The organism is Roseofilum sp. SBFL (genome assembly GCF_017746885.1).
In the GTDB taxonomy this organism is placed as follows: Bacteria; Cyanobacteriota; Cyanobacteriia; order Cyanobacteriales; family Desertifilaceae; genus Roseofilum.
On sequence record NZ_JAGHZH010000016.1, the window covers coordinates 44587 to 57789 of the forward strand.

Below are 13203 nucleotides of genomic sequence, written 5' to 3' on the forward strand. Positions count from 1 at the left end.
ATGTTTATGTTACTGAAGGCTTTCTTAAAAAGCTACCATAAGAGACAAAAAAACCAGGGATTTACATTGATTGAATTGTTGGTGGCTTTAGTGGTTGCCTCGATTATAATTAGTAGCCTGCTAGGCTTTATGGTGGATATCCTAAGAAAAGACCGCAATGAACAAGTGCAATCGGCAACTCAGCAGGATATTCAAGCAGCAGCCGATTATATCCGCCGAGATTTGGAGACGGCGGTGTATATCTATGATGGAGAGGGACTAAGGGCGATTTCTGGTAATTATAGTACAACAGAATGTAGTAGTCCGGTGTCTCCAGGTTCCTATACCCCTCCAGCAAGTTGTAGCCAAATTCCAGTTATGGACAGTGCAAGTGGAGAAGGAATTCCTGTATTGGCATTTTGGAAACGCAAGTTTTTAGATAAAGATTTGAACGTTAAGCCTAGGTCAGGCGATACAACAGTTGGATGCTTGGTGAAGTTGCCTGTTAGTGGTAATCCCTGTAATGACCAAGATTATCAAGTGTATGCTTTAGTGGTTTATTATCTTACCAATGCTAATAGTGGCACTTGGTCAAATGCAATGCAGATTAGGCGAGTTGAAATTCAGGATGGGATTGTGGATACGGGTAACAATCCTCAAGATAATACGATTAGTGGGGTCAAATACGATCTCGATCCTAGTGATGGGTATGCCAATTTTGACCTGTCGATATCGGGGGATAGCGTGCAAGAGAAGATGAATAAATGGCAGAAAGCATCTAAAGCCTATAATTTGAGTGAAACACCTATACAAGTATTAGTCGATAATATTGATCATACTGCATTAAGCGATCTGGCTTCGGGTCAATCTTTTCCGAATGCAGTCAATTGTCAGGATGCTTTCCCCAATAAAGATACTCCTAGTCCAGCTCCTACAGGTACTGATGAACCTTGGCAAAGTCCGAATTATGGAGCGAGTGGTTTTCCGGCTGCATTTAATGCGTTTAAGACAGATAGCTTTTTTACTTGTGTCGATTCGGAGGCGGGGGTGGCTCAGGTTTATATTCGCGGGAATGCTTTAGCGAGGATTAATCCAGCGAATCCTGATAAATACGATCCTGATAATAATCGGACAGCACTCTTTTTCCCCACAACAAGTATTCAGACAAAAATTAGGGGAAGAGTTCAGTAAGTTACGGGTTATTAAAGAATTTTAAGGGGAAGGGATATGAAGAGCAACATTCTACAAAATCAACGAAACTGGAGATCCTTCAGCAGGGCGACAAATGCCTTTAGAGATGAAGAAGGGTTTACGTTAATTGAGTTGATGGTTGTGGTAGCCATAATGGGAATTTTAAGTGCTATTGCAGCACCCAGTTGGCTGGGTTTTTTGCAACAACAACGGGTGAGTGCAGTCAATGATGATGTATCTTTGGCGCTCCAGGAAGCCCAACAGAAGGCCAGAAGTACCAAACTTGCCCAGAGTGTGACGGTGCGGGTGACGAATGAGGGTATTCCCCAAGTTGCTATTCATCCAAAGACGGTTGGTGTGGACACGTTGGATAATGGCAATATTTGGGAAAATTTGGGGTCAGATCGGGGAGTTTCTGGAGACCAGGTGATTTTATTTACGAATCTTTTGGTTAACGATCCGGCTAATAACAAAAATAATAAGAATAAGCTCGATGACAGCATAGCTCAAGATACTTATCCTCAACCCAAGGGGAATCAAGGCCCAGTTACAATTATTTTTGACCGAGAGGGGAACTTAGATCCTTTAACTGCTCCTAAGCTAACGATTGGTTCTCCTCCTAATCAGGAAGATAAAGGGTTAATTATTGGTGTGGCTGCTCCTCGTGGGAGTAATCCAGCACTGCCTGTGGATAATACGCGACGCTGTATAATTGTGAGAACGTTGTTAGGATCGATGAAACTGGAGTCTGGCAACAATTGTCAGCCTTGGCAAAGTTGATTGAGGTAAAAATTAGTTTGTTTATTACGGGGGCAAATGCTGAACTATCGGGGAAGAGAAGGGGGCTTTACCCTAACTGAGTTGTTGGGGGTTATTGCCCTGATGGGTATTTTAATAGTTATTGCTCTGCCTGGTTATCTTGGGTTTTTGCGGCGGCAAGAGTTGAAGTTAGGAAGGGAAGAGCTTCACCTCGCCCTCAGAGAGGCTCAGAGCAATGCTAAACGGGATAAATCGGTTTGGCAAGCCAGTTTTCGGAATAACCCCCATCCGCAATATGTAGTGCATAAAGAGTTACCGAGTGGCTCCGATTTGACGGGTTTAAATTGGCAAAATTTAAATAGCAATATCCTGATTATTGATGGGGCAAATCAAAATGAAACTACATTCTATCAGTACACTCGTGGAGTCAATCAGGGGATTTGGCGGAAACAGTTTAATCATCATGGTCATCCCAATGGGCAGTTAGGTAGAATTACTGTTGGGTTGAAAGATAGCGACCCACAGGATGATAATCGGCCTTTACGGTGTGTGATTGTATCTACGTTGTTGGGAGGGATGCGAACGTCCAGTGAACAACCAACCCAGCAGAATGGGAAATATTGTTATTAGCCAAAAATAGTCTTGAGCTACAAGGGTTCCAGCTCGTAAGCTTCTATTCCTATGTGGGGTTGTGCGATCATAATTTTTTCCAGAATTGGAATTTTGTGTAAATGGGCATACATTTTCTAAATGCTTCTGGTAATCTGGGACGGTACATTTCACAGGCATGGTAAGAAAACTATGGCGACAATCGCTTGTGAGTATAAGCCAGGCTTAGAAGGCATTCCCGCTAGTCAATCAAGCATTAGCTATGTTGATGGGGAAAAAGGGCTTTTGGAATATCGAGGTATTTCCATTACCGAACTAGCCGAGAAAAGCAACTTTATCGAAACGGCCTATCTCCTAATCTGGGGAAAACTACCCACCAAAGATGAATTGGCAGAGTTTGAAGCTGAAATTCGTCATCATCGACGCATTAAATATCGGATTCGGGATATGATGAAGTGCTTTCCCGAAACGGGACATCCGATGGATGCTCTGCAAGCTTCAGCAGCAGCATTAGGCTTATTTTATTCCCGTCGTGCTTTGGATGACCCTAAATATATCCGGGATGCGGTGATTCGCTTAATTGCGAAAGTCCCGACTATGGTAGCGGCATTTAAGTTGATGCGTAAGGGTCACGATCCGATTCAACCGCGTGATGATTTTGATTATGCGACCAACTTCTTATATATGTTGACGGAAGAGGTGCCCGATCCGATCGCCGCCAGGGTATTTGATGCCAGTATGATCCTTCATGCGGAACATACGATGAATGCCTCAACATTTTCAGCGCGAGTCACTGCTTCGACGCTCACCGATCCCTATGCGGTGGTTGCTTCGGCAGTCGGAACTTTGGCTGGACCGCTCCATGGGGGAGCAAATGAGGAAGTCTTGGTCATGTTGGAGGAGATCGGGACAGTGGAAAATGTAGTGCCTTACATTGAAGACTGTATTACCAACAAGAAAAAAATCATGGGCTTTGGACACCGCGTTTATAAAGTCAAAGACCCCAGAGCCAATATTTTGCAAGATGCAGCCCAGCAGCTATTTAAGCAAAGAGGTCGCGATCGCTATTACGATATCGCTGTTGAAGTGGAAAAAGTCGTAGAAGATAAATTAGCCCATAAAGGCATTTATGCCAATGTAGACTTCTATTCCGGACTAGTGTATCGCAAACTGGGTATCCCTACCGATCTATTCACCCCCATTTTTGCCATGGCGCGGGTGGCGGGTTGGTTGGCTCATTGGAAAGAACAATTGGGAGAAAACCGGATTTTCCGACCCACACAAGTCTATGTGGGGAATCACGAGACTCAGTTTATGCCCATAGATCAACGGTAATTTACAGGGTAATCCAGTCATTGGACGTTCTTTCTATCCTCTCTATCGGCGCGGGTTGACTTGGATCTGGCCTTTCCAGATTCGGCGGGTTAACCCGATTTTTGTGTCATAGCACTACAGGCTGGGGAATAGGGGCTTAGAGAATAGGGCATAGGAAAAACTGAGTGTATCCATTACCAATTACCAATGACCTATTACCAGGGCGTAGCGCTATATGTCATAATATTTAACAGAAATTTTAAGATTTCGATAAAAACTCCCAAAGTTCTTGTAGGGCAATGAGTACCGGATCGTCTGAGACCCCAGAAACATCTAAGTCAACTCCAGAGACGGCAAGCGATCGCTATGAGTGTCGAGCGTGTGGCTATGTCTATGAGCCAAGCAAAGGGGATGGAAAACGCCAAGTTCCCCCAGGAACCCCTTTTGAGGAATTACCTGAAGGCTGGCGCTGTCCCATTTGTGGGGCGCAACGCCGTAAGTTTGAAAACATCGGTGCAGGCGTTGGAACATCAGGCTTTGCTGAAAATATGGGTTATGGGTTTGGGGTCAATGCCTTAACCCCCAGCCAAAAGAATCTCCTGATTTTTGGGGGGTTAGGACTGGGATTATTGTTTCTTCTGAGTCTTTACGGTTTACAGTAAAACCCGAACTGGCGGTAAAATCCGGAGTGATGCAATCAATTGTGAAAATTCTGCAACGAGTTGTAACATTAATCGCGGTTGTTCTGCTGTGCGCTAGTTGTAAAAATGCTTATTTACCTTCTGTAGAGTCTAGTCCTTGGCACGTGATTCAGTTACCGACTGAAGAAACGATTCAGGATGTTGGATTTACAGGCGATCCCAGCCATGGGTGGCTAGTCGGCAGTAATGCAACCTTATTAGAAACCAACGATGGTGGGGAAACTTGGCAACCGAAACCTTTAGATCTCGATACGAGGACTCGGTTGACCTCGGTCAGTTTCAGTGGGGATGAAGGATGGATTGTAGGAATGCCTTCCATTCTAATTCATTCTACTGATGGGGGGGCTTCTTGGTCTACGATTCCCCTCAGTGCTAAGTTGCCAGGAACCACAAAAACGATTTTGGCTTTAGGGCCAAACTCTGCCGAAATGACCACAGATTTAGGGGCGATTTATCGGACTGAAGATGGGGGTAAAACCTGGAAGGGTTTGGTTGAGTCTGCGGTAGGGGTGTATCGCAATATTTCGCGATCACCGGATGGGAAGTATGTCACAGTTTCCGCTAATGGTAACTTCTATTCTACCTGGGAACCGGGGGATTCTGCCTGGGTTCAGCATAACCGCAATAACTCCAAACGCTTGCAAAAAATGGGCTTCACCACCGACAATCGGTTGTGGCTACTGGCTCGGGGAGGCGCTCTCCAGTTTAGTAATGTGGAAGTTCCAGAAACCCCTGAAGATTGGCAAGAAACCCAAAATCCAGAGTTTGCCAGTAGCATTGGCTTCCTGGATTTAGCCTATCGTACTCCAGAAGAAATCTGGGTATCTGGTGGTAGTGGAAATCTGATTGTCAGCTTTGATGGAGGAGAAACTTGGCAAAAAGACCAAAGCGTGGAAAATGTGCCCTCTAACTTCTACCAGATTGATTTTGAATCCCCCGAAATCGGATTTGTGATTGGCAATGGAGGCACGCTTTTAAAATATGACAACTCCACGCAATCGGCCTGATTTTGCGTATGATATAAACTAATGATTCCAATTGTCGTGTTCTAAAGAGGAGAAAAAATCATGGCAGGTGGTTCCACCGGAGAACGTCCCTTTGGGGATATTATTACCAGTGTTCGCTATTGGTTAATCCATGCCCTCACAATTCCCATGTTGTTTATTTCGGGTTGGTTTTTTGTCAGTACCGGCTTGGCTTATGATGCCTTCGGTACTCCCCGTCCGAATGAGTATTTTACTCAGGAGCGTCAGGAGATTCCTATCGTAACCGATCGTTATGAAGGGAATAAACAAATCGAGGAATTTATCGGTAAGTAGTTTTGAAGCGAGCGATCTGAAATTATGACAAGCAGTAACCAAAATCAACCTGTTTCTTATCCCATTTTTACCGTTAGATGGTTGGCCGTTCATACTTTGGCAGTGCCTTCTGTCTTCTTTTTAGGTGCGATCACAGCAATGCAATTCATTCAGAGATAGGAAAAAAAATGCCCACCCGTAATCAAAATCCAAATAAGCAACCTGTTGAACTCAATCGGACATCCCTTTATTTGGGCTTGTTGCTGATTTTTGTATTGGGGATCTTATTTTCCAGTTACTTCTTTAATTAATTGGGTTGCTCTGAACAGTTCTCTACCCGCTCATTTAGGGTGGAGAACTGCTTAATTGTTGTGTTGTTTAAATCAGGAAGAAACATCAATGTCAGATTTTAGAATTCCCCTTTGGATTGTCGCAACTGTAGCCGGAACTGGTGTATTAGTTGTGGTTGGCTTATTCTTTTATGGAGCCTATGCTGGTCTTGGGTCTTCTATGTAACCCATTTGAGCGCTATGCGCTGGTAATGGGTAATGGGAGGTTAACAAGCCCATCATCCGAGTCTGCTCATTTCTAGCTAATGTATTGCTAGAGTGACCTATCCATACTTAACCCACGCTGGACTGAACATCAGGAGGTGTGGGTTAATTGTTTTTCAGTGGCGATCGCCTCAGTGCGACCCAGCATTATCGCCAACTTGGTGTACCTAACTTTACTTCGACACAGTTGTATTTTGCTATAATTAAAGGATAGAGCATTTGGTGCAAATGATGAGCCAAAGAACTGAAGCTAATGCTATTGTCCGTTCCCATGTTCTGTGGGCTATAGGGGGTGGGCTAATTCCTATTCCACTGGTTGATTTCGCTGCTGTAACGGCGATTCAACTGGAAATGCTGCAACAACTCGCCCAAGTGTACAAGGTTGACTATTCCCGCAGTACAGGGAAAACCTTTGTTTCCGCTTTGACAGGAACAACGATCGCCCGTTTGGGAGCCAGTTTTCTCAAAGCGATTCCGGGTGTGGGAACGGCCCTTGGTGGTGCTTCAATGGCCTTGACTTCTGGGGCTTCTACCTATGCTGTCGGACAGGTTGCCATTAACCATTTTTCGAGCGGTGGTTCTCTGAGTAACTTTGTCGAAGACCAGGTAAAATCGGCCTATGATGAAGCCTTTGAGCGGGGCAAAAGTTACGTTTCTGACTTAGAAAAGGATAAAGGAGATGATGCAGCCAACATCTATCAGTCCCTACAGGAATTAGGAAACTTAAGAGATAAGGGTATTCTCACTGAAGCAGAGTTTGAAACGAAAAAACAGGAACTGCTCTCTCGACTCTAGTCTAGTAGGATGTAAACGCACCCTGCGGAGACAGGATATAGTACATTTGAATCGTTCTAAAGTAGGGGCAAGTTCACGAATCTTTTCTTTTTCCCGCGAGGATCTGAGTGAACTTGCCCCTACAGGGTGCAGGGATAGGAGAAAAAACGATGGTTCAATCCGGGAATTTTCAGGTAGGGTCTTTAGTTGCGATCGCCACGACACCCCGCTGTGCCTATCGTCTGTTTCCCCTCACGGAGTCCCTAGGAGTGGAGCTAGTCATTTCTCCCTCTTGCGCTCAAGCCTTATCCGGGGATAGCTCCCTCGTCTATACAGTCTATCCGGGAACGTTATCGGAATTCTTACCCACCTTGTGGTCGAAGCATCAAGGCTTGATTTTTGGGTTAGCACTTGGTGCAGTGGTACGCCTCATTGCTCCCCTATTGAACGACAAAACTACCGATCCGGCGGTTGTGGTGGTCGATGAAACCGGAAATCATGCGATCAGTGTCTGTGGAGGACATCAGGGAGGAGCCGATCGCCTGACGCGCTTAATCGCGACTCAATTGGCAGCAGTACCGATCGTTACCGGGGCTTGCGATAGCCTGAACTTACCCGCTATTGATACGTTGGGATTGCCCTTCGGATGGAACAGAGGAAGTGGAGATTGGACAGGCGTGAGCGCGGCGATCGCCCAACAGCATTCGATACAAGTCATTCAAGATGCTGGCTCAACCCTGTGGCAACAGCATCTTCCCAACGATCATCCCTTTGAATTTGAATTAGACTCTAGCAGCGCCCAAGCACGGGTTTGGATTAGCGCCACCCAACGCCAGTTTACCGCCAAGGGCACATTCCCCAAGGTGCAATGGCATCCTAGAGTACTGTGGGTGGGGATCGGGTGCGAACGGGGAACCGATGAACGGGTGATTTCCCAAGCGCTGGAGCAGGTTTTAGCGGCTGCACATCTGGCAGAAGGGGCGATCGCCGGTATCGCCACCCTCGACCGCAAAGCCGATGAGCTCGGTTTATTGGCTCTGTGCGAGACCAAGGGCTGGCCCCTGATCCCCTATACATCCCAGGCGTTACAGGAGGTTTCTGTGCCCAATCCCTCGGCGCTGGTTGCCGAAACCGTGGGCACACCCAGCGTCGCAGAAGCGGCAGCCTTAACAGCGGCTGGAGTCTCTCAACTGTTGGTGAGCAAACAAATCTATCGCTTTCCCGACTTATCCGGAGCGGTTACCGTGGCGATCGCCCAATCCCCTCAAGAATACACCGCTAGAACCGGTCAACTCTGGTTAGTCGGGATGGGACCCGGAGAGCTACAACAGATGACCCCAGCGGCACAAACAGCGGTCACTCAGACCGATGCAGTGCTGGGCTATGGGTTGTATTTAGACCTGATCGTGCCCCTGCGTCGTCCCGGTCAAATCATTGAGAGTTTTCCCCTCACCCAAGAGCGCCAACGGGCCGAACGGGCCATAGAATTAGCCCAATGGGGGTTAACCGTAGCGATGATTTCTTCCGGAGATTGTGGCATTTATGGCATGGCTGGATTAGTCTTAGAAGAGTTGCAAAACCAAGGTTGGGATGGCAAGAGTCCTGGTGTACAAGTGTTCCCCGGAATTACTGCCCTACAAGCGGCGGCTGCACGGGTGGGAGCGCCCTTAATGCATGACTTTTGTGCCATTAGTTTAAGCGACTTGTTAACCCCTTGGCCAACGATCGAAAAGCGCCTAGTTGCTGCTGCTCAGGGGGATTTCGTGACTGCGATCTATAACCCAAAATCTCAGAAGCGTACAGAAGGAATTCGGCGATCGCAAGAAATTTTCCTGCAATATCGTCATCCCCAAACCCCCGTCGCCCTGGTGCGCTGCGCTTATCGAGAAAATGAGGAAATTACCCTAACCACATTAGCCGAATTTGCCCAACTCGATATTGATATGTTAACGACCGTCTTAATTGGTAATCCCACTACCCGAACTCAAGGCCAATGGATGATTACCCCCAGAGGTTATTTTCCCTAGCGGTTCGTGTTAATGGTTTCGGCTATTATTGCCAACCTGAAAATTGTTAATTGTTAATTCTTAATTGCCTATGTTCTTCAGTGTTGTGATTCCCACCTACAACCGTTTACCGATTCTGCAAAAGTGCCTGAGAGCGCTGGAGAAGCAGCAGTTAAGCGATCCAGACATCGAAGGTTATGAGGTGGTGGTGGTTGATGATGGTTCTACGGATGGAACGTTAGCCTGGTTAGCCGCAGAACGGGCGCAAGTGCCCCATGTACGGTGGTTTGAGCAAGAGCATCAAGGACCGGCTGCTGCCCGGAATTTGGGGGTCAAGGAGGCTCAGGGCGATACCATTATCTTTATCGACAGCGATCTGGTGGTGACAGAAACCTTCTTAAGCTGCCATGCTCAGGTGTTGCGGGAAGGAGAAGAACAGTTAGGGAGCGATCGCCTGTTTACCTATGGTGCAGTGATTAATACCTGCAATTTTGACGAGCCAACAGCAGAACCCTATAAGCTCACAGACTTCTCTGCGGCTTATTTTGCGACGGGGAATGTGGCGATCGCCCGCCATTGGTTAGAAGAAGCGGGACTTTTTGATACCCAATTTCAACTCTATGGTTGGGAAGATTTAGAATTAGGAGTCCGCCTAAAAAACCTAGGATTGAAGTTAATTAAATGTCCCCAAGCAGTGGGTTACCATTGGCATCCTCCCTTTAGCCTAGAGCAAATTCCCCGCATGATTGACCAAGAAATCCAGCGCGGACGAATGGGCGTTTTATTCTATCAAAAACATCCCACTTGGGACGTGCGAATGATGATTCAAATGACCTGGATACATCGGATTTTATGGGGCGTTTTGTCGTTAGGTGGAAGGTTGAATGAACGGACAATGGCTCCGCTTTTGCAATGGCTAATCGATCGCGGAAAACCCCAATTAGCCTTGGAATTTGCCCGTATTTTTCTCAATTGGTACAATGTCCAGGGAGTTTATACCGCTTATGCAGAAGCGGTTACAGAAACCGCTTAATGATTAGGATTCTCCGTGTCTCTGTGTTAATCATCTGGAGCAAACATCTAAGGATTTCATCTCCTCCTGCCCCTCTACGATGATTTGCAATCATAGCAGTTTAATCAGACTTGATATCAACCACTACCTCCAGGTTTAAAGAGCGATCGCACGGCATCTTCAAATTCTCGCATTGCCACACTCGAACCCATTTCCCAGCCGCGCTCAATATACCGGGGAATCAGAGCGTTCAGGTCGAGATCGGGAAACCAGCGACTGTTTGACACTTCTTGATAACCTTCAGCACTAAAGTGATACAAATTTAGCTTCTGTCCTCTATAAATCCACAGTTCTGAGGGGGCGATCGCCTGATAATTCTCCGGTTGCGTCATGGACGTTAAATCAACCTCGATCGCTAAATCGGGAGCCGGATCGGTTTCTAAATCAATTCGTTCTTTACCCAAAACCGCTAATCGATTATCAATATAAAAACAATGATCCGGTTCAATACCCTGTTGGCTGATCCGTTTTAAGGTGATGGGTTGAAATGAATCCCAGTCTTTACCTTGCTGTCTTAATAAAATTTTAACAAAGTCTGCAAGTAAATCAACATCTTTACCATGTCTGGGCAAGGGTGACATCATTCTAATTTCTTGAGTGTTGCTGTTATAGCGGATTCTTAGTCCAGCCTTATCTTCCCGACGAGCGAGTAACTCCTCATAATCTTGCCAAGTCCGAAAGCGTAGAATTAATTCATCTCCAGGTTCAAGAGCAATGATATCTTCTGTAATTGTGGGTAATCGCATAGGGAGGGCAATGTATCGGTTACGCATCACTGTAGCATAGACTGGGGCGATCGCCAGGACTTGACAGTTGATCTCATCTTACTGCCCGCGCCCTGGTTGACAATCGACAAAGCCTAATGCTTCACTATCGAGGAAACTGGCGATCGCGAAGCGAAACGGAGTTTTATCGCGCCAGCGATGCGGAGCATTATCGCCATTTCCACCGCACGAGCGACTAATGCTGCACGAATGCGATCGGGCAATTTTCCTAAAATGATTTCAGCATCAGCACGAGAAAGCTGTTCTTGAAGGTTGACTGGCATAGTATCACTGTTCACTTGGGATCTGGGCATTGTAAGGCGGTTCAGTGGATCTGATGAGCCGGATAAACGGGGAGGTAAACCCTGTATTCGTCGGATGCGAATTACAGTTTACGACGTTCTTGGCTGGTTTGCTGCTGGCATGTCTATGGCTGAGATTATTGAGGATTTCCCGGAGCTGACAGAGACAGATGTTACGGCTTGCTTAGAGTTTGCGGGCGATCGCGAACATCGTTGAGTTGCTTTCGCGATCGAGGTTCTCGAAGAGGTTTAGAAATAATTGTTCTGTCCCTGGTTGCTTGCCATTTCCTCAAGTCATCACAAATCGCTTTCAAGTCATAATTGAATGCTCTAGCGTGTTCCTCCCGAATTCTATAGATTTCTTCTAAAATTTCATCTCTCCACATTGTTTAAATTCCCATTAACTCGTAGGGTGTACAAATTGGGGGTAGCTCATACCCAACATCACAACTAATCTGAACCAGCTTTTTCTGAATTTGAGCGTTGGCAATATGTTTACAGTTCCATGTTAGTAAATAGTCTAAGCCATAGATTGTAGCGATCGCCATACGCAAGGCATCGCCAGCAGCTTTGCTGTGGTATAAGTGTAGATGGAAGCATTCTCTGTATTGTTATGAGCTATCGCGACATCATTACCATTGAGCCGGATAAACGGGGAGGCAAACCCTGTATTCGTCAGATGCGAATTACGGTTTACGACGTTCTTGGCTGGCTTGCTGCTGGAATATCTATGGCTGAAATTATTGAGGATTTCCCGGAGCTAACAGAGACAGATATTAGAGCTTGCTTAGAATTTGCAGCCGATCGCGAACATCGTTTAGTTGCTTCGGTGAGTGTCGCTTGAAACTCCTTTTCGATCAAAACCTGAGCCGAAAACTTATCCCTCGCTTGGCTGATATTTTTCCCAATTCTAGCCATATACAATTTCATGGGTTAGCAGAGAAGACAGATACAGAGATTTGGGAATTTGCCAAGCTCAACGATTTCTGCATTGTGACTCAAGATGCAGATTTTGCCGAAAGAAGCCGACTATACAGTTCTCCGCCAAAAGTGGTATGGCTAAGATGTGGAAATGCACCCACTCAACAGGTTGAAACTCTCATTCGCTCTGGGCAAGAAGCCATTGAAGAACTTTTAGCAAATCCTGCTCTTCACTGCTTGGAACTTCACTAAGCTCAATAGGAATTAGCCAGGACATAAATCTAGGAATAGAAGACATAAGGGCTTAACGACCTGGTAGAGACTTCCTTGCCACATTAGATATTAAGTGAACATAGGAATTAACGACTGGGATAAAGCTCGGCAGAATGCCAACTATTTCTTTTGCAATTAAGGCCGCAGGTGGCTGAAGACATTCCCGGTCGCTACAGTGAAAACTATATCGGAGACGAGAGCCGCAAGCTATTCAAGGTCTTATCTGATGCGTTAGGTGACGAAGTTAAGAAAGCCAATTTTTGCTGGACGTTAGAGCGAGCGGTTAATTCCCCCTTGGTGTCCTCATCCCGATCGCCAAACAACCAGCACCGAAGCACCCAAACCCACTGCCCCCCAATCCAATCATGATTTAAACCTTGCTCCAAAAATCAGGACATTCTGCGATCGCGCCACCGAACTCAGCACACTCTCTCATTGGCTCTGTAACCAAAACATTCCCCTCATTTCCGTAGTTGGCATCGCCGGGATTGGTAAAACAACCCTCGTCAAGCGCTGGATTGACTTAAACTTAGAAAAATTTGATACCATTATCGAGGACATCTTAACCACGGTTAATCCCGATACTCTCCTCACCCATCCTCTGCTGACTCAATTATTCCAGCTTTTACGCGATCGCCGATGCTTGCTTGTCCTAGATGACTTCCAACACATTTTTATACCCGGTC

At 46.2% G+C, this 13203-nt stretch carries 19 protein-coding genes and 2 pseudogenes; 17 read left to right on the top strand and 4 right to left on the bottom strand.

What is annotated here, in order from left to right; translation table 11 throughout:
* The 13 genes from hpsC (at position 1) to J7545_RS01410 (ending at position 10218) form a co-directional block, all read left to right on the top strand.
* Positions 1-1170, top strand: coding sequence for a hormogonium polysaccharide secretion pseudopilin HpsC (hpsC, locus tag J7545_RS01350; protein ID WP_318701771.1), 1170 nt, complete (start codon positions 1-3; stop codon positions 1168-1170).
* Between the two features lie 36 nt (positions 1171-1206).
* Entirely contained in the window at positions 1207-1950 is a 744-nt protein-coding gene (locus tag J7545_RS01355; protein WP_318701770.1) for a Tfp pilus assembly protein FimT/FimU, read from the top strand.
* Between the two features lie 36 nt (positions 1951-1986).
* Positions 1987-2559 carry a Tfp pilus assembly protein FimT/FimU gene (locus J7545_RS01360; protein ID WP_318701769.1) on the top strand — a complete coding sequence of 191 codons (573 nt, stop codon included), beginning with the start codon at positions 1987-1989 and terminating at the stop codon, positions 2557-2559.
* Between the two features lie 171 nt (positions 2560-2730).
* A complete protein-coding gene (locus tag J7545_RS01365; RefSeq protein ID WP_318701768.1) occupies positions 2731-3873 on the top strand; it encodes a citrate synthase in 1143 nt (380 codons plus the stop codon).
* Between the two features lie 278 nt (positions 3874-4151).
* The gene (locus J7545_RS01370; protein ID WP_318701767.1) at positions 4152-4514 is read left to right on the top strand and encodes a rubredoxin; all 363 of its coding nucleotides are present in this window, start codon (positions 4152-4154) and stop codon (positions 4512-4514) included.
* Between the two features lie 29 nt (positions 4515-4543).
* Complete coding sequence (locus tag J7545_RS01375; RefSeq protein WP_318701806.1) at positions 4544-5560, top strand: photosynthesis system II assembly factor Ycf48; 1017 nt, start codon at positions 4544-4546, stop codon at positions 5558-5560.
* Positions 5561-5620: 60 nt separating this feature from the next.
* Positions 5621-5872: a cytochrome b559 subunit alpha gene (gene psbE, locus J7545_RS01380; RefSeq protein ID WP_271942779.1), complete on the top strand. Its 252-nt coding sequence runs from the start codon at positions 5621-5623 to the stop codon at positions 5870-5872.
* A gap of 24 nt (positions 5873-5896) precedes the next feature.
* Entirely contained in the window at positions 5897-6031 is a 135-nt protein-coding gene (gene psbF / locus J7545_RS01385) for a cytochrome b559 subunit beta (protein ID WP_271942776.1), read from the top strand.
* Between the two features lie 8 nt (positions 6032-6039).
* Positions 6040-6162, top strand: coding sequence for a photosystem II reaction center protein L (locus J7545_RS01390; RefSeq protein WP_271942773.1), 123 nt, complete (start codon positions 6040-6042; stop codon positions 6160-6162).
* Positions 6163-6250: 88 nt separating this feature from the next.
* Positions 6251-6367: a photosystem II reaction center protein J gene (locus J7545_RS01395; protein WP_271942770.1), complete on the top strand. Its 117-nt coding sequence runs from the start codon at positions 6251-6253 to the stop codon at positions 6365-6367.
* Positions 6368-6636: 269 nt separating this feature from the next.
* Positions 6637-7200 carry a DUF697 domain-containing protein gene (locus tag J7545_RS01400; protein WP_318732912.1) on the top strand — a complete coding sequence of 188 codons (564 nt, stop codon included), beginning with the start codon at positions 6637-6639 and terminating at the stop codon, positions 7198-7200.
* A 149-nt stretch (positions 7201-7349) separates the two neighbouring features.
* Positions 7350-9206 carry a precorrin-3B C(17)-methyltransferase gene (gene cobJ, locus J7545_RS01405; RefSeq protein ID WP_318701765.1) on the top strand — a complete coding sequence of 619 codons (1857 nt, stop codon included), beginning with the start codon at positions 7350-7352 and terminating at the stop codon, positions 9204-9206.
* A gap of 70 nt (positions 9207-9276) precedes the next feature.
* Positions 9277-10218, top strand: a complete 942-nt coding sequence (locus J7545_RS01410) for a glycosyltransferase family 2 protein (RefSeq protein ID WP_318701764.1) — start codon at positions 9277-9279, stop codon at positions 10216-10218.
* A gap of 116 nt (positions 10219-10334) precedes the next feature.
* Here J7545_RS01410 and J7545_RS01415 read toward each other — a convergent pair whose 3' ends face one another.
* Together J7545_RS01415 and J7545_RS01420 are read right to left on the bottom strand one after the other, a co-directional pair.
* Complete coding sequence (locus J7545_RS01415) at positions 10335-11003, bottom strand: Uma2 family endonuclease (protein ID WP_318701763.1); 669 nt, start codon at positions 11001-11003, stop codon at positions 10335-10337.
* Between the two features lie 78 nt (positions 11004-11081).
* A pseudogene (locus J7545_RS01420) lies at positions 11082-11305 on the bottom strand (hypothetical protein).
* 28 nt (positions 11306-11333) lie between these two features.
* On the opposite strand from J7545_RS01420, the gene J7545_RS01425 reads away from it, so the two are divergent.
* Positions 11334-11540, top strand: a complete 207-nt coding sequence (locus tag J7545_RS01425) for a DUF433 domain-containing protein (RefSeq protein ID WP_413038674.1) — start codon at positions 11334-11336, stop codon at positions 11538-11540.
* On the opposite strand, the gene J7545_RS23855 is transcribed toward J7545_RS01425, so the two are convergent.
* Positions 11497-11709 carry a hypothetical protein gene (locus J7545_RS23855; RefSeq protein WP_413038673.1) on the bottom strand — a complete coding sequence of 71 codons (213 nt, stop codon included), beginning with the start codon at positions 11707-11709 and terminating at the stop codon, positions 11497-11499. The two genes, J7545_RS01425 and J7545_RS23855, sit on opposite strands and share 44 nt — an antisense overlap.
* Before the next feature lie 3 nt (positions 11710-11712).
* Positions 11713-11895: pseudogene (locus tag J7545_RS23860) on the bottom strand (DNA-binding protein); the annotation flags it as partial.
* A gap of 41 nt (positions 11896-11936) precedes the next feature.
* Between J7545_RS23860 and J7545_RS01430 the strand changes: the two are divergent.
* The 3 genes from J7545_RS01430 to J7545_RS01440 all read left to right on the top strand — a co-directional run bounded on the left by J7545_RS01430 (position 11937) and on the right by J7545_RS01440 (position 12886).
* Entirely contained in the window at positions 11937-12167 is a 231-nt protein-coding gene (locus tag J7545_RS01430) for a DUF433 domain-containing protein (RefSeq protein ID WP_318701760.1), read from the top strand.
* The gene (locus J7545_RS01435; protein WP_318701759.1) at positions 12164-12496 is read left to right on the top strand and encodes a DUF5615 family PIN-like protein; all 333 of its coding nucleotides are present in this window, start codon (positions 12164-12166) and stop codon (positions 12494-12496) included. The genes J7545_RS01430 and J7545_RS01435 overlap by 4 nt, the downstream gene beginning before the upstream one ends.
* A gap of 150 nt (positions 12497-12646) precedes the next feature.
* Complete coding sequence (locus J7545_RS01440) at positions 12647-12886, top strand: hypothetical protein (protein ID WP_318719022.1); 240 nt, start codon at positions 12647-12649, stop codon at positions 12884-12886.
* Positions 12887-13203: the final 317 nt, after the last annotated feature.